This window comes from Allobosea sp. RCC_152_1 (assembly GCF_041360765.1).
GTDB classification, from domain to species: Bacteria; Pseudomonadota; Alphaproteobacteria; order Rhizobiales; family Beijerinckiaceae; genus Allobosea; species Allobosea spartocytisi.
Genome location: NZ_JBFUPU010000014.1, coordinates 66,383 through 83,888 on the forward strand (window position 1 = coordinate 66,383; position 17,506 = coordinate 83,888).

The 17,506-nt window shown below is 63.5% G+C and carries 17 protein-coding genes and 1 pseudogene; 6 read left to right on the forward strand and 12 right to left on the reverse strand.

The genetic code is table 11. The annotated features are described in order from the left end of the window. Position 1: 1 nt before the first annotated feature. The gene (locus AB6806_RS28235) at positions 2 to 1,588 is read right to left on the reverse strand and encodes an alpha-amylase family glycosyl hydrolase (protein WP_370956285.1); all 1,587 of its coding nucleotides are present in this window, start codon (positions 1,586 to 1,588) and stop codon (positions 2 to 4) included. Between the two features lie 80 nt (positions 1,589 to 1,668). Here AB6806_RS28235 and AB6806_RS28240 point away from each other — a divergent pair, with 80 nt between their 5' ends. Beyond that, positions 1,669 to 2,640, forward strand: a complete 972-nt coding sequence (locus tag AB6806_RS28240) for a TIGR03885 family FMN-dependent LLM class oxidoreductase (protein WP_370956286.1) — start codon at positions 1,669 to 1,671, stop codon at positions 2,638 to 2,640. Here the strand turns inward: AB6806_RS28240 and AB6806_RS28245 are convergent. The 3 genes from AB6806_RS28245 to AB6806_RS28255 form a co-directional block, all read right to left on the reverse strand. After that, a complete protein-coding gene (locus AB6806_RS28245) occupies positions 2,611 to 3,273 on the reverse strand; it encodes a DUF3459 domain-containing protein (RefSeq protein WP_370956287.1) in 663 nt (220 codons plus the stop codon). The two genes, AB6806_RS28240 and AB6806_RS28245, sit on opposite strands and share 30 nt — an antisense overlap. Next, positions 3,240 to 4,337 (reverse strand): alpha-amylase family glycosyl hydrolase, encoded by a 1,098-nt coding sequence (locus AB6806_RS28250; protein WP_370956288.1) that lies wholly within the window; start codon positions 4,335 to 4,337, stop codon positions 3,240 to 3,242. Before AB6806_RS28250 ends, AB6806_RS28245 begins: the two co-directional genes overlap by 34 nt. Positions 4,338 to 4,796: 459 nt before the next feature. Continuing rightward, positions 4,797 to 4,931 carry a hypothetical protein gene (locus AB6806_RS28255; protein ID WP_370956289.1) on the reverse strand — a complete coding sequence of 45 codons (135 nt, stop codon included), beginning with the start codon at positions 4,929 to 4,931 and terminating at the stop codon, positions 4,797 to 4,799. A 211-nt stretch (positions 4,932 to 5,142) separates the two neighbouring features. Between AB6806_RS28255 and AB6806_RS28260 the strand changes: the two genes are divergently transcribed. The 3 genes from AB6806_RS28260 (at position 5,143) to AB6806_RS28270 (ending at position 7,412) form a co-directional block, all read left to right on the forward strand. After that, positions 5,143 to 5,808, forward strand: coding sequence for a DNA-3-methyladenine glycosylase (locus AB6806_RS28260; protein ID WP_370956290.1), 666 nt, complete (start codon positions 5,143 to 5,145; stop codon positions 5,806 to 5,808). Between the two features lie 159 nt (positions 5,809 to 5,967). After that, the gene (locus AB6806_RS28265) at positions 5,968 to 6,894 is read left to right on the forward strand and encodes a manganese catalase family protein (protein ID WP_370956291.1); all 927 of its coding nucleotides are present in this window, start codon (positions 5,968 to 5,970) and stop codon (positions 6,892 to 6,894) included. Positions 6,895 to 6,905: 11 nt separating this feature from the next. Next, positions 6,906 to 7,412 carry a ferritin-like domain-containing protein gene (locus AB6806_RS28270; protein ID WP_370956292.1) on the forward strand — a complete coding sequence of 169 codons (507 nt, stop codon included), beginning with the start codon at positions 6,906 to 6,908 and terminating at the stop codon, positions 7,410 to 7,412. 245 nt (positions 7,413 to 7,657) lie between these two features. Here the strand turns inward: AB6806_RS28270 and AB6806_RS28275 are convergent. The 8 genes and pseudogenes from AB6806_RS28275 to AB6806_RS28310 all read right to left on the reverse strand — a co-directional run. Next, a pseudogene (locus tag AB6806_RS28275) lies at positions 7,658 to 7,873 on the reverse strand (oxidoreductase); the annotation flags it as partial. A gap of 112 nt (positions 7,874 to 7,985) precedes the next feature. Then, positions 7,986 to 8,795 (reverse strand): helix-turn-helix domain-containing protein, encoded by an 810-nt coding sequence (locus tag AB6806_RS28280; RefSeq protein ID WP_370956293.1) that lies wholly within the window; start codon positions 8,793 to 8,795, stop codon positions 7,986 to 7,988. Between the two features lie 62 nt (positions 8,796 to 8,857). After that, on the reverse strand, positions 8,858 to 10,102 hold the full coding sequence (locus AB6806_RS28285; RefSeq protein ID WP_370956294.1) for a CaiB/BaiF CoA transferase family protein: 1,245 nt from the start codon (positions 10,100 to 10,102) through the stop codon (positions 8,858 to 8,860). After that, on the reverse strand, positions 10,099 to 11,130 hold the full coding sequence (locus AB6806_RS28290; protein ID WP_370956295.1) for a branched-chain amino acid ABC transporter permease: 1,032 nt from the start codon (positions 11,128 to 11,130) through the stop codon (positions 10,099 to 10,101). Before AB6806_RS28290 ends, AB6806_RS28285 begins: the two co-directional genes overlap by 4 nt. Beyond that, positions 11,127 to 11,999 (reverse strand): branched-chain amino acid ABC transporter permease, encoded by an 873-nt coding sequence (locus AB6806_RS28295; RefSeq protein ID WP_370956296.1) that lies wholly within the window; start codon positions 11,997 to 11,999, stop codon positions 11,127 to 11,129. Before AB6806_RS28295 ends, AB6806_RS28290 begins: the two co-directional genes overlap by 4 nt. Then, complete coding sequence (locus tag AB6806_RS28300) at positions 11,996 to 12,706, reverse strand: ABC transporter ATP-binding protein (RefSeq protein ID WP_370956342.1); 711 nt, start codon at positions 12,704 to 12,706, stop codon at positions 11,996 to 11,998. The genes AB6806_RS28295 and AB6806_RS28300 overlap by 4 nt, the downstream gene beginning before the upstream one ends. Before the next feature lie 2 nt (positions 12,707 to 12,708). Continuing rightward, entirely contained in the window at positions 12,709 to 13,449 is a 741-nt protein-coding gene (locus AB6806_RS28305; protein WP_370956297.1) for an ABC transporter ATP-binding protein, read from the reverse strand. An 88-nt stretch (positions 13,450 to 13,537) separates the two neighbouring features. After that, the gene (locus AB6806_RS28310; protein ID WP_370956298.1) at positions 13,538 to 14,824 is read right to left on the reverse strand and encodes an ABC transporter substrate-binding protein; all 1,287 of its coding nucleotides are present in this window, start codon (positions 14,822 to 14,824) and stop codon (positions 13,538 to 13,540) included. A gap of 322 nt (positions 14,825 to 15,146) precedes the next feature. On the opposite strand from AB6806_RS28310, the gene AB6806_RS28315 reads away from it, so the two are divergent. Together AB6806_RS28315 and AB6806_RS28320 are read left to right on the forward strand one after the other, a co-directional pair. After that, the gene (locus AB6806_RS28315) at positions 15,147 to 16,589 is read left to right on the forward strand and encodes an aldehyde dehydrogenase family protein (RefSeq protein WP_370956299.1); all 1,443 of its coding nucleotides are present in this window, start codon (positions 15,147 to 15,149) and stop codon (positions 16,587 to 16,589) included. Between the two features lie 13 nt (positions 16,590 to 16,602). Further along, on the forward strand, positions 16,603 to 17,505 hold the full coding sequence (locus tag AB6806_RS28320; protein ID WP_370956300.1) for an NAD(P)-dependent oxidoreductase: 903 nt from the start codon (positions 16,603 to 16,605) through the stop codon (positions 17,503 to 17,505). Position 17,506: the final 1 nt, after the last annotated feature.

A 17,506-nucleotide genomic window follows, 5' to 3' on the forward strand; every position in this document is an offset into this window, starting at 1 on the left:
TTCAGTCCAGCTCGGTAATGACGCCCTCCGACGGCCGGAGTTCCACGGAGCTCGTCGCGGATGGCGTGTCGAGATAGCTCGACAGCAGGATGTGTCCGGTGGCATCCGCGTCCGGCAGCGTCTTGGCATGGTCGTCGAAATTGAGAGCGATGCGGAGCTTCCGCTGCTGATGGAAGCGCTCGAAGACGAGCACGTTCTCGTCGGCTGAGACCGCGCGATAGCCACCGACCGAAAGCGTGGGCTCGGCGCGGCGCAGCCTGAGCAGCTTTCGGTACAGCTGCAGCATGCTGTCGGGCTGACGAAGCTGCGACGACACCGTAAAGCCCTCGAAACTCGGCGGCAGCGGCAGCCACGGTTCCGCGCTCGAAAACCCGGCATGGGTCCCCTCGTCCCACTGCATCGGCGTGCGTACGGGATCGCGGCCGAGGCCTAGGCCAGGTACGCGCTTCTCCCAGGGATCGCGCACGCGCTCCGGCGCGATCGGGACATCGGTCATGCCGATCTCGTCGCCCTGATAGAGCGTCGGCGTTCCCCGCAAGGTGAGGAGCAGCATCGCGGCAATTCTGGCCTGCGCCGGGCCCAGCCGGCTGGCGACGCGCGAGCGGTCGTGATTGCCCAGGACCCAGTTGGGCCATCCGCCTGCGGGCAGCGCGGCCTCATAGGTCTCGACCAGCGTAGAGACGGCCTGCGCATTCCAGGCGGTCGACATCAGGTGAAAGTTGAACGGCAGCTGGAAGCCGCCGAGATCGACGCCGTAATAGGCCATCAGGCGGGTGATCGGCAGATAGGCCTCGCCGATCATGACACGGTCGCCGGGAAAGCTGTCGGCCACACGCCGCATCGCCATGATGGCGTCGTGAACCTCGGGCTGGTCCATCGTCCGGGTCCGGATCAGGCTTCTGGCCGGCGACATCGTCGGCAGCCATTCCGGATTGGGCGGATTGTCCTGCAGGCTTTCATCTTCGAAGAGATGATGGATCGCATCGACCCGAAAGCCGTCGACGCCGCGCTCGAACCAGAATCGGAGCGCATCCAGCATCGCCGCCGCGATTTGCGGATTGCGCCAGTTCAGGTCGGGCTGCTCGGGCAGATAGGCGTGATAGTAATATTGGCCCGTCGCCTCGTCCCAGCTCCAGGCGCTGCCGCCGAACTCGCTGATCCAGTTGTTGGGCGGACCGCCATCGGCCGCGGCATCACGCCAGACATACCAGTCGCGTCTGGGGGCATCCCGGCCCGATCTGCTTTCGGTGAACCAGGGGTGCTGGTTCGAGCTGTGATTGGGAACGAAATCCAGGACGATCCGAATGCTGCGCGCGTGCGCGGCAGCGACGAGCCGGTCGAAATCGTCGAGCGTGCCGAAGCTGGGGTGGATGCCTTGATAATCGGCGACGTCGTAGCCGAAATCCGCCATCGGCGAAGGATAGATCGGCGAGATCCAGATTGCGTCGATGCCGAGCTCGGCCAGATAGTCCAATCGTGCCAGAATGCCCAGGAGATCGCCGATGCCGTCGCCGTCGCTGTCTTGGAACGAGCGCGGATAGACCTGATAGATGACCCCAGACTGCCACCATTTGGATTGATCCGGCATGACCTGCCCCTCATTGGCCCGGCGAAGGAACGTTCGCGAACCGATCCGGTTGCCTTTGCGCAAGTTGGGGCGGGGCGGAAATGGCGCTGATCGGATTCCACGCATCGCATGAGCAGTTTGCGCCGTCGCATCTGCTGGCGCTCGCGGTCGAGGCGGAGGCTGCGGGCTTCCAGGCCCTGATGTCGTCGGACCATTTCAAGCCCTGGGCGGAAGCGCAGGGACAATCCGGCTTCGCCTGGAGCTGGATCGGGGCGGCGATGGCTCGCATCGCCTTGCCCTGCGGATTGATCACCGCGCCTGGCTATCGCTACCATCCGGCCGTTGTCGCGCAAGGCGCCGCGACGCTGGCCGAGATGTTCCCGGACCGGTTCTGGCTGGCTCTGGGCAGCGGCGAGCGTATCAACGAGGACGTCACCGGACTGCCCTGGCCCGAGAAAGCCGAGCGCAACGCGCGGCTGCGCGAATGCGCCGATATCATCAGGGCGCTGCTCGCCGGCGAGACCGTGACCCATCGCGGCCGCGTCACCGCGATCGACGCGAAGCTCTACAGCCTGCCTCCGAGTGCGCCCCTTCTGTTCGCGGCGGCCGTAACCGAAGCGACCGCCGGCCTTGCCGGTGGCTGGGCCGACGGGCTCTTGACCGTCAATTCCGATTTGCCGCAGCTCCGGCGAGTCGTAGAGGCATTTCGGCGCGGGGGCGGGGAAGGCAAGCCGATCATCCTGCAGGTCGGACTGAACTGGGACGAAAGCGAGGAGGCCGCGCTGTCTGGCGCCCATGAGCAGTGGCGCTATTGCCTGGCCGGCGGGGAGGTGAGCTGGGACCTGCGCTCGCCTGCGGATTTCGAGCGCATCGGCCGGCTGGTCCGGCCCGAGGACGTGGCCGGGGACCTTCTGATCTCAGCGGATCTCGGCCGGCACGCAGCCTGGCTGTCGGACTATATCGAGCTGGGCTTTTCGGAAATCCATCTGCACCAGGTCGGGCGCAACCAGGAAGCCTTCATCGAGGCCTTCGGCAGGAGCGTGCTACCCCAGATTGTCGGCGCCGCCCGGTAGTTCGAAGCTCAGCGCGACGGGCCACGGGCCTAAGCGCTCCGTTTCGACAAGCCCATGCTGCCAGATGCGACGCCCGCCGCAGATCGAAAGGTCCGGATTCGCGTCAGGGCTCAGATTGGCCTGGAGCACCAGTCGCGAGCCGTCGTCCAGGCTCCAGCGCACCGTGGCCGCCCGCTCGCCCGCCATCTCGTAGCTGGCGGAAAATCCGCCGATCCTGGGCAGCAGCGGGATGATCTCGGCTCTGCGCAGCGCGATCAGCTGGCGATACCAGGCGAGCCACGCCTGGTGACGCGGCTTGTCGAGCTCTGTCCAATCGATCTTTGCACGGGCAAACGTGGCCGGGTCAGTCGGATCGAGGGCCGCTGTCACCTCGGGCTTGTCGGGGTCGCCCGCTTCCGGGCTCAGCCTCAATTCCTTATGCTGGCCTTTCGCGGTCTCGTCGCGGCGCTCGGGCGGCATGTCGCTGAAGAACGGGAACGGGGTCCCGGCGCTCCACTCCTCAACCATGAAGAGCATCGGAATCTGCGGCGAGAGCAGGTAGATCGAAGCCCAGGCCTTGATCGCGGCCTCGTCGGCCAGTGCCGTGACGCGGTCCCCGGTCAGGCGGTTTCCGATCTGGTCGTGAGACTGCATGAAGCAGATGAAGGCAGTCGGCGGCAGGCCCGCGCTGGGCTCGCCGCGGCGCATGCCTTCATGGATCTTGTATTCGCTCTGATAGAGAAACCCTTCCGCCAGCACCGCCCGAGCTTATCGGCGCGTCCTTCGGCCGGATTGAAATCGGCGATGTAGCCGGTGATCTCGCCGGTCACGCAGGAATGCATGACGTGATGGGTGTCGTCGTTCCATTGGGCCGCGAAGCGGACCGGGGCGCCATCGTCGCGCCGCTTCAGCCAGCGCTCCTGATTATCCGAATTCTCGACGATCAGACGGGTATGGCGCTGCGGCCGCACCTCCTGCAGACGCTGGGCGAGCTCGTCCAGGATATGAGGCGCGCTGTCGTCCTTTATCATGTGGACGGCATCGAAGTGCAGGCCGTCCAGGTTGAATTCCGTCAGCCAGAAGAGCGCGTTGTCGATCGCGAGCTGCCTGACGCAAGCCGCGTCCTCGCCATCGAAATTGATCGCGTCCCCCCAGAGGTTGTCGTGCCGCTCGGTGAAGATCGGCGCCAGCCCCGGCAGGTAGTTTCCCTCGGCTCCGAAGTGATTGAGCACGATATCGAGGACGACCATGAGCGAGCGCTCATGCGCCGCCTGCACGAAGCGCCTGAAATCATCCGGCCGGCCGTAAATTGAATCCGGAGCAAAGCACGCCGTACCGTCATAACCCCAGTTGAACCGGCCCCAGAAATCCCCAAGCGGCATGATCTGGATCGCCGTGATGCCCAGGAAGACCAGATGATCGAGCCGTTGCAGAGCCGCCTGAAACGTGCCTTCGTGCGTGAAGGTCCCGATATGCAGCTCGTAGATGATGGCCTCTTCCCAGGGGCGTCCGGACCAATCCGCATCGGTCCAGCGGAAGCTGCCGGGATCGATCACCTCGCTCGCACCCAGGACGTCGTCAGGTTGGTAGCGCGATGCCGGATCAGGAAAGCGGCTGCCGTCGGGACCCACGAAGCGATAACGCGTTCCCGCTCCCACATCGGCAATAGATCTCGTGCCAGCCATCGCCGCGTCGCGACAACGCATGCACGCCGCCATCGCCCAGTTCGACGGAGACCTGATCGAGCTTCGGCGCCCAAAGGCTGAACCGGGTGCCTCCGGGCAATACCTCCGTCCCGAAACGCATGGCATGCCGATGGCTGCGGACGGTGATATCATGCATCGGCACTTCCGCGGTCGCTGGACTGGATCGCCGGTTGAAGCAGCTGCCGTGTGCCCGGTTCCCGCAGATGAGCATCATCGCATCCGGGCTGATCGTCTTCGTTCGGAATAAGGGTGACCGGACCGGTCCTTCGGCGGGCTATCGGACGTCTGCCTGACAACCGAGCGCGAGCGCATCGCGCAATTGCTGGCGGCTGAGGCACACGAGCCCCGCTTCCGGGACCGGTTTTCCGGTATTGGCTACAGCGCTGGCGGCTTCTCCCGGTCAAAGCTAGAGCTGATGGAGGCCTGCTGGAGCACTCGCTGAGACCCGGCATTTCGAGTGAAGCGGATACTCTAGATGGGGTAGCCGGCCTTGCGCCCTTTGCCGCTGTCCCAGTCGCTGACGGCTTGCGTCAGGGCAGCCAACTCCCGTTCCGCGCTCTCGTCCTTTGAACTGTGACGCAGCGCGCTGATTTTCTGCTGAGCCAAGGCTTAATCCTCCTTGGTCTCGATCGCCACGTGAAGCGGGCGAGCCTCGTCGCGCCTTTGCGGTTTACTGATATCTGTCTTCATCGCGGCCTCCTGTATGCTCCCCCAGAAGCTAAACGAGCCACCGCGATTTCCGTTCGCGCGGTCCTGCCCGTGCTCCTGCGGAACAGTTTGCCCGATGGGCGGTTCATAGCCGGCTTGCGGGAAGACAATGAGACATGCCAAAGTTCCAGAGCATCTCCGCGATCCCGAGTACCGCGGCGATGATCCAGTCGAGGAAAGCGGGCCGCCGGGCGCGGAGCCCCTCAGCCGGACTTTTTTCCGCCGTCCTGTTGCAATTGTCGCTGCGGACTTGCTGGGTACTTGGCTGCTGTTCGATGGTGTCGGCGGGATTATCGTGGAGACGGAGGCCTATGATGGCGAGGATCCGGCTTCACACAGTGCGCGCGGCCCGAGCAAGACCAATGGCAGCATGTTCGGTCCCGTGGGCCACGCCTATGTCTATCGCTCCTATGGGATCCACTGGTGTCTCAACGTGGTCTGCGGCTCTCATCCCGGCGGAGCCGTATTGATCCGGGCGATCGAGCCACGGGTCGGCCTTGCTCGGATGAAAGCGCGGCGCGGCGAGCTTCCCAGCAATCTGCTCTGCTCCGGGCCGGGGCGCCTCTGCGCAGCGCTTGGGATAGATGGCAGTCGAGATGGCCACGATCTTGGCCAAGCACCCTTCGCGATGCTGGCGGATCACAAACCGCCGGCGTCCGCGATTGCGATGGGGCCACGCATCGGCATCACCAAGGCCGCCGACGTTCCATGGCGCTTCTGCCTCGCTGGGTCGCGCTTCCTGAGCAGGCCGATCGGCCGGACGATTGAGGCGTGAGATAGGCCACCTCGTGCTTGCCGCATAGCGCGGTTCGGCACGTAGCCGCCGCCGACAATCAGCGGGGCGTCCGGAAGACCACACCCTGATTGGCAAAGTTTTGACGCGGAACAACGGTTCTGACGAGCCGTTCTGGCCGAAGCAACAGGAGGTGACATCATGTTCATGCGCGTCGACCAGCTTCAAGCCGAACTGCCGCCACCGAAAAAAGCCGATCCCAACGCAGCCGCAGCTCTGCAGGAACTGCTCGGCGGCAAATATGGAGAGATGTCGACGCTCGGCAACTATATGTTCCAGAGCTTCAATTTCCGCAGCAAGGAGAAGCTCCGTCCGTTCTACAGCCTCGTTGCCAGCATCACGGCAGAGGAACTGGGCCATGTCGAACTGGTCAGCAACGGCGTCGCGATGATCGCGAACGGCCCCGACAAGAGCGACGGAGATACGGGAGACGGCGGCGACATCTCGGCCGCGCCGTTCCAGGATATGAGCGATATGCGCCTCGCTGCCGCGTTCCTTTCGAACGCCGGCGGCGCAACGCCGGTCAACAGCAACGGCGTATCCTGGAACACCGACTTCGTCACGACGACGGGAAACGTCGTGATGGACCTGCTTCATAATTTCCACCTCGAATGCGGCGCGCGGCTGCACAAGCTGCGTGTCTACGAGACGCTCACCGATCCCACAGGGCGCGAGGTCTGCGGATATCTGCTCGTACGCGGCTCGGTCCACGCCCACGCCTACGCGCTCGCGCTCAAGCAGATCACAGGTGTCGATATCACCAAGATGCTGCCGACCCCGAACATCAACCTGGACAAGATTCCCGAATGCCAGAAATACCTGCAAGAGGGCTCGCACCGCCGTCTCTATACGTTCAGCCCCAATGACTACAAGGAGATGGCGGGCATTTGGGGCAATGGCGAAATGGCTCTGCCGGGCGACCCGCCGGGCGAGCTCGAGGTTGTGGACGGCATGCCCGAAGGCGGCAAGATCCATCAGCTTACCGGCGTGCCGTCCGCCTTCACGCCTGACTACGCACCGGAAGAAATGTTCGAGATCGCGACCAAACTCTACAAAGCCTCGCGCTAGGAGCAGGACCCATGACTGGACCGGAAGACCATCTGATGGACTGGCTGCGCGATGCGCACGCCATGGAAAAGCAGGCGGAGACGATGCTCTCCTCGATGGCCGGACGTCTTGAGCATTACCCGGAGCTCAAGGCGCGGATTGAAAGCCATCTGCAGGAGACGCGTGTGCAATCGGACATGCTCAGTTCCTGCATCGAGCGCAGGGGTGGCGACACATCCACGGTGAAAGACCTTATGGGCCGTTTCGCGGCGACGGGGCAGGGCGTCGGCGGCATGATGACGTCCGACGAGGTCGTCAAGGGCGCGATGGCCGGCTACGCCTTCGAGCATACCGAAGTCGCGGCCTATAAGGTGCTAATCGCCGCCGCGGATCATTGCAACGATCCCGAAACCAGCGCGATCTGCCGGCGCATTCTGAATCAGGAAATCGAGATGGCGAACTGGCTTGGAGAGCACATGGAACAGGTGACGGTCGCCTTCCTGAACCGCTCCGCCACGGATCAGCCTGCGAAGGTTTGATCGGTGACGCCCGCCGGTGCGGACGCGCAATCCGGCCCCTCGAAAGCGGAAACCAGATCGCGGGCTAACGCAGCAACCTGCGGCAAGATTGGCCGCCGGAGTGCGGACCGGATTGCGCGATCCGCACTCCGACGGCCCGAAGATTTGACCTTGCCACTCCAACCTCCGCCCGAAGGCCCGGTGTCAAGCGACTCGCGGCAATCAAAGGCGATGGCAGGGCATGAGACGTCAATTTGGGGGTGTGCAAGGCCGGGCGCGTAAGGCCAACCCATGCCCTGCCGACTGATCGCGGTAGCTTCGGAAATGATTAAGCCCGCGCCCGCACGCTGGGCGTAATAACTCGCCATGATCGGCGTCGGAACGTGGTCCCGCGTGGCGCGAGCGCGTGTCAGCGGTGCCATAAGGATGCGGTTGCGGGCTTCGACCGCACCCAGGATCAGGGGTTCGAATAGTGACGGCATCAAACTTCCTCCTGTTCGTTTCACCGGCAATCTCGGCCGGCGCAAATCGCATGGTGTTTGCATCACCAATCCAGCGCGGTCCTGGGACGCCGCGCTCGCCTGGCTGCGTTGCTCATCGAGGCACTGAGCCCGAAAGGCCGCCCTTGGCGGCGAGCGTATCCGCCATGTGGGCCGCGACGGCCTGCAGCGGCGCCAGAAGCGTTTCCCGAGCCTTGGCAGGCGTGAGGGCGCTGGTGAGATAGATCACGTTGATCGAGGCCATCACGGTCGTTCCGGCTTTGATAGGCACGCCGATCGACAAGATCCGGTTGTCGTATTCGATTCGCGAATAATTCTCGTCCATCGTCGCGTAGCCTTGCTCGCGAACAAGGTCGAGCTTGGCAGCGAGCATTTGCGGCGAGCGTGCGATCTCGTTCCATGGCCCGGTCTCATCCAGCGCGCGCGCGATCACCGCCTCGCGTTCTTGGAGCGGGCAAAAAGCCAGATAGGCGAGGCCGAGGCTTGTGCCCAGTACGGGAGCGCGATAGCCGGGCTTGCGGTTGAAGGACAGTGGTTCCCCCTGCCGCGACGATTTGATGACCAGCATCGCGTCGTTGTCGAGAATGGCGACGTCCGAGGGCCAGCCGATCCGCTGCCGGAAGGCGGTCAAATCCTCCTCAATCAAGGAGGCAATGACGCTGTGCCGATCATAGCTATTGCTGAGCTGGAGGGTCTTGCCGCTGACCTGATAGCTCGTTGAGGCTTTGTCGCGGATCACGTAACCGGCATGCACCAGGGTCTCGAGCATTCGCACGATCGTCGCCTTGTCGATGCCGGTTTGGCGGTGAACCTCGCCGACCGTCGCACGCGGATTCGCGCGATTGACGGCTGCCAGGATGTCAAGCACCCGCAGCGCGGCTGTGACCGGCTTATAGGACGACATGGGTGGTTCTTCTCCTCACGTGCAGTCTCGCGGCCCAGTCGGCGAATTCGCTTCTCCGACCTCTAGACAACTCCACTAGCGCGTAATGTGGCACGAGCCCTGTCATCAAGGCCGAGTTCATCTCTGAGAATGGCATCGGTGTCCTGCCCTAGCCGCGGAGGGGCCGTCCTGTAGGTCGCTGGCGTCAAGCTGAGCCGGGCCGGGAATGCGACGCCGGGCACGCTAACGCCGTCGTCGCGCTCGATAGCTATCGCAAGGCCCCGAGCCTTGATCTGCTTATCGGCGAAGACTTCCGGCAGCGTGTTGATCGGCCCACAGGGAACGCCAGCGGTTTCCAGCGTCGCGATGGCTTCGTCTCGCCCGAGCAAAAGGAGGCGGCCGGTCAGCATCTCGTCGAGCGCATCGCGGTTGGCCACGCGTGCGGCATTGCTATCGAAACGCGGATCATCAGCCGCTTCGGGCCGCCCCAATGCGCCGCAGAGGCGCCGAAACTGTCCGTCATTGCCGCAGGCTACGATGATGTGGCCGTCGCAGACAGGATAGACACGGTAGGGCACGACATTGGGATGGTTATTCCCGAGGCGAGTGGGTTCCACTGCGCCCACGAGCCAGTTGGCACTCTGGTTGGCGAGCATCGCGACCTGGGAATCGAGCAGCGCGCAGTCGATGTGTTGTCCTTCGCCCGTACGATCGCGGTGGGCGACGGCGGCCAGGATCGAAACCGCCGCATACATGCCGGTGAACAGATCGCTGACGGCGACGCCGACCTTCATCGGCTCGGCCCCCGGATCGCCGTCGGCCTGGCCTGTCACGCTCATCAGGCCACCCATTCCCTGGACAAGGAAGTCATAGCCGGCACGATGCGCGTAGGGGCCGGTCTGGCCGAAGCCGGTGACTGAGCAGTAGATCAGCCGGGGATTGATCTTGCTCAGGCTCTCATAATCGAGACCATACTTGCCGAGACCCCCGACCTTGAAATTCTCGATTACGATGTCGCAGCCCGCCGCGAGCTTGCGCACCAGATCAGCGCCCTCGGGCCGCGAAAAGTCGATCGTGATCGAGCGCTTGTTGCGGTTGCAGGCGCTGAAATAGGCAGCGGATTCCGGTGTTCCATCCGCTTCATGCAGGAAAGGAGGGCCCCAAAGCCGCGTGTCGTCGCCGCGCTCCGGCGCCTCGACCTTGATGACCTCAGCGCCAAGATCGCCGAGAACCTGACCGGCCCAAGGACCGGCGAGGACACGGCTGAGATCGAGCACGCGCAAATGGGCAAGCGCACCGCGCGGTGCGTCGTCGCGGTCCAAATTCATCGCGTCTTCTCCGCGTGGTGGACCCGCCGCAACCAATTCTGGACCGTTCCGAGAATTCCCTTGGGCATGTAGATGATGAATAGGACGAGCAGCACGCCGTAAATGAGCATGTCCAAAGCGAGGGCGCGGTTGCCGAACAGCCCCGACAGCGTCTGCGAGCTTTGGACCGCGACCCGCAGGCCCTCGCTGAGGAATTGTGTGAACACCGCGCCGACTGTCGGACCAAGCAGCACCCCCATACCGCCCGCGATGGCGCCGAAGACGATGCTCAGCGAAACGCCCAACCCCGCGATCGTCTCCGGTCCGATATACATCTGGTACTGGGCGAAGATAGCGCCGCCAAAAGCGCAAAGCCCGGCCGAAATGGCCGTGATCTTGAGCTTTTCCCGGGTCACGTCGATACCGACGGCTGCGGCTGCTTCTTCGTCCTGCCCCAGCGCTTCGAGTGCGAGCCGGTCCATGCTGCGATCGACACGGTGCCATATGGCGAGCGTCATCAGCCAGGCAGCGAGCACGATGAAATAAGCCAGTACCCGGTCCGGTTCGAACTGGACGGCATAAAGCGAGATGCCGTCGCCGTAGCGCTGCGCCTGCGTACCAAGAGAGCCGCCAGTGACGCTGCGCCAGCCCACGATGCAGAGCCGCACGAACTCGACCATGGCGAGCGTCATAAGCGCAAAGTAGTGGCCTTTGATCCGCTGCAGGAAGCAGGGATAGCCGATCAGCAATCCGGCGATCACCGCGATGATGACGGCAACGGGGATTCCGACGAGCGGCGTCAGACCAGTATAGTTCCAGAGCAGAACCGTGACATAGGCGCCTATGCCTGTGAATGCGCCGTGACCAAGCGAGGTCAGTCCGAAACGGCCCATCAGCGACCAGCCGGTATAGATCTGCGCCCAGATCAACATCTGAATGACGATGTGCAGATAGTAACGCTGACCGCCGGGATAAACCCCGGCGATGACCGCTGGCAAAGCGATCAGCGCGGCGAGACCCACGGCATAGAACGGGTTGATCCGCTTCATGAGCGTGCTCCGAGCAGGCCCTGCGGGCGGATGAACATCATCACCATGAAGAACAGGAACGCGATGGCGTAGCCCCATTCCGTGGCGAAGCACGACCCCCCGATAGTGATGAACTGCGCGATCACGATCGCCGCCAGAAAGCCGCCGAGCATGTTGCCGAGACCGCCGAGCACGCAGACCATGAAGATCAGCGGCCCGAACTGCAGGCCGATCTGCGGGTAGATGTCGTATTGCAGGGCCATCAGCGCGCCGGCGAGGCCGGCAAGTCCGCCGCCGATGGCCGAGGTGATGCCGTAGAGCCTGCGGCTGTCGACGCCCATCAAGGGCATGATCTTGCGGTCCTGGCTCAACGCGAGGATCGCCAGCCCCAGATAGCTGCGACGGAGGAATGTCCTGAGCACGAGCACCGTACCAAGCGCGACGCCGAAAGTGATGATGCGCGCCCAGGAGAAGTACATGTCGCCGGCGGCAAGCGAGCCGAGCTGGACCCCGAGGCTACGGAAATCGATGCCGAAGGCCATGGTGGCGCCAGCCTGCAGGGCGAACAGGACGCCGCCGGTGGCCAGCAGCTGGTTGATCGGCGGCGCATCGAGCAACGGACTGATGACGAGCTTGTGCAGCAGGACGCCCGCTAGAGCGGTAAGTGCTATACCGACTGCGATCGCGGCGGGCAAAGGCAGGCCGAGCGTGACGTGGGCGTAGTAGACGCCGTACATCCCGACCATCACGAGTTCGGCATAGCAGATCCAGACGACGTCGACGACGCCGAAGACCATGTTGAGGCCGAGCGAAAGCAGCGCGAGGAGACCAGCCAAAAGCAGGCCGTTCAGAATGGCCTCGATGAAAAAGATGTCTAGCGAACAGGTCATGCGCCGAGTCCCATGTAAGATTGGCGAACCGTCTCGGAAGCCAGCATCTCGGCGGAGCTGCCACGCTCGCGGATGCGGCCGACTTCGAGCAAATAGGCCCGGTCGACGACCTGAAGCACCTGTTTCACGTTCTGCTCGACTATCAGAACCGTATAGCCGTCGCCGCTGATGCGGCGAACGAGATCGAAGACCTGCTCCACGACGACCGGGGCAAGGCCGGTAGAGGGTTCGTCGAAAAGGACGAGCTTGGGAGAACTCATCAGCGCACGGCCGATGGCGCACATCTGCTGCTCACCACCGGACATGGTGCCCGCGAGCTGCATCCGCCGCTCCTTCAGCCGCGGGAAAAGGTCGTAGACATAGGCCAGGCGCTCATCGAAATGAGCGCGCGCCGAACGGATGAAACCGCCCATGCGCAGATTCTGCTCGACCGAGAGACCCGGAAACAGATGCCGGTTCTCCGGGACGTGCGCGATACCGGTTTCGATGACCTTGTGGGGCGGCGTGGCACGCAGATCCCGTCCGGCCATGGTCATGGCTCCCGCGGTTGCCGGCAGCATGCCCGATATGACCCGCAGCAGGGTCGTCTTGCCGGCGCCGTTGGCGCCAATCACCGCAACCGACTCTCCGCGCGCGATGGTGAGGCTCACATCGGAAATGGCTGGAAACCCGCCATAACCGGCCGCGACGCCGCTCAACTCCAGCAGGCTCACGGCGCGAACTCCATTGCGGCATCCCGACCGAGATAGACAGCGATCACGTTGCGATCGCGCTGGGCCCCGGCAGGGTCACCGTCATAGATCACCTCGCCGTGGTCGAGCACGACGACCCGATCGACCACACGCATCAGCACGCCCATGATATGCTCGACCCAGACAACGGTGATGCCCTTCTCGCGACGGATCATGTCGAGCATGCTCGCGGCTTGGTCCATCTCGGAGGGATCGAGGCCGTTCAGGCTTTCATCGGCCAGCAGGAGGCGCGGCTGGCTGGCGAGCGCGCGGGCGAGTTCGAGTTTCTTCAGCGCCGCCGCGCCCATACCCTCGGTCGTTGTCGCAGGCCCGGTCGGCAGGCCGACGAGATCGAGCGCTTCCACTGCCTGGCGCCAGCATGTCTCGCGATCAACGTTGCGATCCTGGCCAAACCAGGCGGCGAGCGCGACGTTCTCCAGGACGGTAAGCTTGCCGAAAGGGCGTGGAATCTGGAAGGTACGCCCGATTCCGGCTTGACAGATCCTGTTAGCTGCGAGGCCGGTTATATTGCGTCCCTGGAAGGTGATGCTGCCCTCGGTCGGGGCGTGAAGCCCGGCGATACAGCTGAACGTCGTACTTTTTCCCGAACCGTTGGGGCCGATCAATCCTAGGATTTCACCTTCCCGCACATCGAAGGAAACGTTCGATACGGCGGCAAATCCGCCAAAGATCTTGGTAAGTCCTCGGACTGACAGCATAGCACTTCCCCGCGGCGCAGCCGCGTCTTCACAGTTCGGGAGAGGGCAGGGTGGTCGCCGCCTTGCATTTGGCAGACGGCCGCCGGGTTCACTGCGCGAAGGTATGGCCGTTGGGCAGCGGCATTATCGGATCGCCGGTGCGGATCGCCTTCGGCCAAAGCACCCTGGTACCCTCGGGCGTATGCTGCATCACGACCGGGAACGAACGCTCGTTCTGACCGGCCATGGCATGGCCCGGCGGATAGAACTTGACGCCGTAACCCTGAACGGTCCCGCCCACAGGAATATCGGTCTCGAGCGCGGCCTTGCGCAACGCCTCCGGATCGATGCCGCCATGGTTCTTGATCGCGCGCGGCAGGACATCCGTGAACAGGATCCACGATTGGTTGAAGCCCATCCAGACATTGGTTTCGACGTCGCTGGCGCCCGTCTTGGCCTTGAAGCGCTTGACCACCTCCTGGGTGACGTCGCCCAGACCCGGCTTGAGCGTTTCGGCCTTCAGGTATTGCGCGGAGACCGGATCGACATCCATGACGTAATCGGCATCCTTTCCGGCAGCCTCGCGAATCCGGTCGATGTTGGCGTATCCGGCGCCATGGCCGATCAGGGCTTTCCACTTCAGCCCCTGCTCCTTGGCCTGGCGCAGGAACAACGCGATGTCGGGATTGTACCCGGTGTGGAGGATGACGTCAGGTCGAGCCCGGCGGAGCTTGGAGATCATCGGCGCGAGATCGGTCGCACTGACCGCATAGCCCTCTTCGAGCACGATGTTGATGCCCACCTTGGCGCAGGTCTCCTTGTTGCTCTTGGCGACGCCGGAGCCGTACGGGCCGTCCTCGTGGATGATTGCGACCTTGAGCGCAGAGGGAGCTATACCGAACTTTTCCTGCGAGGTTTCCGATAGGAACAGGCACGACGCCTCGCCGTATTGGTCCGAGTGGACCTGGGCGCGGAAGACATATTGCAGGTTGCGGTTGGCGAAGACCGCAGAGGAGATACAGACATTCGCCCACATGAAGCGCTTGGCGTTGTCTACTTTGGCCGCCATCGGTACGCATTGGGCGCTTGAATAGATGCCCATGATCAGGTCGACCTTGTCTTCGTTGAGCAAGCGTTCCGCCGCGTTGATCGCGACGTCGACCTTGGACTGAGCATCGATATTGATGGGTACCAGCTTGCGCCCCTGGATGCCGCCCCGCTCGTTGATCAGATCGATCGCGATCTGCGTGCCGATCGAGGCGTTGACAGAGCCGCCGCCAGCGAACGGTCCGGTCTGATCGTAGATCACACCGACCTTGATGTCTTGCGCTTGCGCGAGCGTATTCAAGGCAATGCCGGCGGCCGCGACCGCTGCGAATAGGTATAGCGACTTCATCAATTCCTCCCGTGTGCCATGCCCTAGTGAATGATCAGTTCCCGTCGGCTATTTTTGAGCTTACCGCTCCAAAACAACCGGCATGTGGGCTGATCACGTTTTTTAGTTTTATGAAATGACAAGATTGTCTTTTCTATAGGCGCATATACCAAATTTCTGCGAATTAATACCTGTATATAGTTTGCGATAAATCTATCTTGCAAACCGTGAAGCAGTCTGGCATCACCGTGTTCACATGTAAATGAAATTTCATTTCATACAGTGAAAATAACAAAATGGCACATTTCGATGCGCCGGGGAGAAAGACGTGACGGGGAATGCTTTGCCGATCGAGGGGCGGAATCTCGTAGACGGCCGATGGCGCGAAGCCGCTGCCGGCGACGATAGCTTTAATCCTTCGCGCCCGGCCGAGTTGATCGGACGCTTCGCCCGCGCCGATGCGCGGCTTGTCGGCGAAGCCTGCGCGGCGGCGCGGCGGGCGCTTCCATCCTGGTCAGCGACACTTCCCGGGCGGCGCCACGAGATCTTGCGCCGAATGTCCTTGCTGCTGTCCGAGCGTGCTGAGCCGCTGGGAGCGCTGCTCGCCCGTGAGGAGGGCAAGACGCTGCGAGAGGGCGTCGGGGAGGTCAACCGCGCGGCGAGCTGTTTTGACTATTTCTCGGGGGAGGCCTTTCGCGCGCCGGGTGAATTCCTGCCCGGGTTGCGGCCCGGCTTCAACGTCACGGTCACTCGCGAGCCGGTCGGCGTCGTCGCGATCGTGACCCCGTTCAACTTCCCGATCGCCCTGCCGGCATGGAAGATCGCGGCCGCGCTGGTCTATGGCAATACGGCGGTGTTCAAACCTTCCGAACTGACGCCTGCGCTCGGCCTCGCGCTCGTCGAGGTCGCGATCGAGGCGGGGCTGCCAGCTGGCGTTCTGAACCTCGTCTTCGGCCCTGGCAGCGAGATCGGCGACGCGCTCGTCGACCATTCCGACGCCATTACCTTCACCGGATCGGGCCCCGTCGGCTCCCTAATCCTTCAGCGCGCCGCCCTGGGCATGAAGAAGGTTCAGCTCGAGCTTGGCGGAAAAAACCCCCTCGTGATCGCCGCCGACGCCAATCTCGACCACGCAGTCGACACGGCGCTTGACGGCGCATTCTTCGCCTCGGGCCAGCGCTGCACTGCGTCGAGCCGCCTGATCGTCGAGCGTTCGATCCACGACCGCTTCGTCGATGCGCTCGCGGAGAAGGTCGCGGCGCTGCGGGTCGGCGACGCGCTTGCGCCGGACACGCAGATTGGTCCGGTCGTTTCCGCTGCCCAGCGCGAGCGGATCATGAACTACGTCGAAATCGGACGGCTTGAGGGTGCCAGCGCCATTGTCGGCGGCGAGCCCCTCTCCACCGAGACGGGTGGCTATTTCGTCGCGCCAACGCTGTTCGTCGGCGCCAGCAACGCCATGCGCATAGCCCGCGAGGAGATATTCGGCCCGGTCGCGGCAGTCATCGTGGCGGAGGACCTGGACGAAGCTATCGGCATGGCCAACGATACGCCATTTGGCCTCTCGAGCGGCATCTGTACGGGCCGCTTGCATACGGCGGAACGCTTCCGCCGTGCCTCGCGCGCAGGACTGGTTACCGTCAACGCACCGACCGCCGGCATCGATTTCCACGCCCCCTTCGGCGGACGCCATGCCAGCGCCATGGGCGGCTCGGAGCAGGGCTCGGCCGCGATCGAATTCTACACGGAACGCAAGACGACCTATTTCAACCACGGCATCGTCTAGGGAGGATATGCATATGAGCGAAAAAATCGCCTTCATCGGCCTGGGCGCCATGGGCGGCCCGATGGCCACCAACATCGTCCGCAAGGGCATCCCGCTCACCGTCTACGACATCGCGGAAGCCAATCTGGAACGGGTCGCGGCGGCCGGCGGTCACCGCACCGCGAGCGTCGCCGAGGCAGCGAAGGGAGCGCATATCGTCATTACCATGCTGCCGGCGACGCAGCATGTGCTCGACGTCGTCGCAGGCAAGGACGGCGTGCTCGAAAATATCACGCCCGGCGGCGTTGTGATGGACATGAGCACGATCTCGCCGACCGGCACCGATGCGGTCGCTGCGGCTTGCTCGGCGCGAGGCATCCGCTTCCTCGACGCGCCGGTGGGGCGTCTGGCGAGCCACGCCGCGGCCGGCAAGTCGCTGTTCATGGTGGGCTGTGACGACGAGGCGCTCTTCGCCGAGGTGAAGCCGCTGCTTGACGCGATGGGCGACACCATCATCCGCTGCGGCGGCACTGGAACCGGCATCCGGATCAAGATCGTCAACAATTTTCAGGTGATGAGCATTGCGCAAATCACGGCGGAGGCGCTCGTGCTCGCCGCTAAGCTGGGGCTCGACATCGAGACGGTGAAGGCGATCAACGCCGGCACCACCGCCACCAACGGACAAATGCAGGTCAACTTTGCTACCAAATCCCTGGTCGGCGATACACAGCCTGGCTTCACCATCGACCTCGCCCACAAGGACGTGTCGCTGGCCATGGAGGCCGCCCATGCCAACCGCCTCGGCCTCCCGGTCGGCGCGGCTGTCCATGCGGCCTACGGCGCGGCACGCTCTGGCGACTACGCTCGCAAGGACTTCACCGCGATGCTCGACTACGCCGCCGAGCTCGCCGGGATTGCTCCACCCCGCCTGCGCTGAG

Coding starts and splice junctions, on each gene's coding strand:
- AB6806_RS28235 (WP_370956285.1), bottom strand. CDS start 1,588: ATGCCGGATCAATCCAAATGGTGGCAGTCTGGGGTCATCTATCAGGTC.
- AB6806_RS28240 (WP_370956286.1), top strand. CDS start 1,669: ATGGCGCTGATCGGATTCCACGCATCGCATGAGCAGTTTGCGCCGTCG.
- AB6806_RS28245 (WP_370956287.1), bottom strand. CDS start 3,273: ATGCAGTCTCACGACCAGATCGGAAACCGCCTGACCGGGGACCGCGTC.
- AB6806_RS28250 (WP_370956288.1), bottom strand. CDS start 4,337: ATGGCGGCGTGCATGCGTTGTCGCGACGCGGCGATGGCTGGCACGAGA.
- AB6806_RS28260 (WP_370956290.1), top strand. CDS start 5,143: ATGAGACATGCCAAAGTTCCAGAGCATCTCCGCGATCCCGAGTACCGC.
- AB6806_RS28265 (WP_370956291.1), top strand. CDS start 5,968: ATGTTCATGCGCGTCGACCAGCTTCAAGCCGAACTGCCGCCACCGAAA.
- AB6806_RS28270 (WP_370956292.1), top strand. CDS start 6,906: ATGACTGGACCGGAAGACCATCTGATGGACTGGCTGCGCGATGCGCAC.
- AB6806_RS28280 (WP_370956293.1), bottom strand. CDS start 8,795: ATGTCGTCCTATAAGCCGGTCACAGCCGCGCTGCGGGTGCTTGACATC.
- AB6806_RS28285 (WP_370956294.1), bottom strand. CDS start 10,102: ATGAATTTGGACCGCGACGACGCACCGCGCGGTGCGCTTGCCCATTTG.
- AB6806_RS28290 (WP_370956295.1), bottom strand. CDS start 11,130: ATGAAGCGGATCAACCCGTTCTATGCCGTGGGTCTCGCCGCGCTGATC.
- AB6806_RS28295 (WP_370956296.1), bottom strand. CDS start 11,999: ATGACCTGTTCGCTAGACATCTTTTTCATCGAGGCCATTCTGAACGGC.
- AB6806_RS28305 (WP_370956297.1), bottom strand. CDS start 13,449: ATGCTGTCAGTCCGAGGACTTACCAAGATCTTTGGCGGATTTGCCGCC.
- AB6806_RS28310 (WP_370956298.1), bottom strand. CDS start 14,824: ATGAAGTCGCTATACCTATTCGCAGCGGTCGCGGCCGCCGGCATTGCC.
- AB6806_RS28320 (WP_370956300.1), top strand. CDS start 16,603: ATGAGCGAAAAAATCGCCTTCATCGGCCTGGGCGCCATGGGCGGCCCG.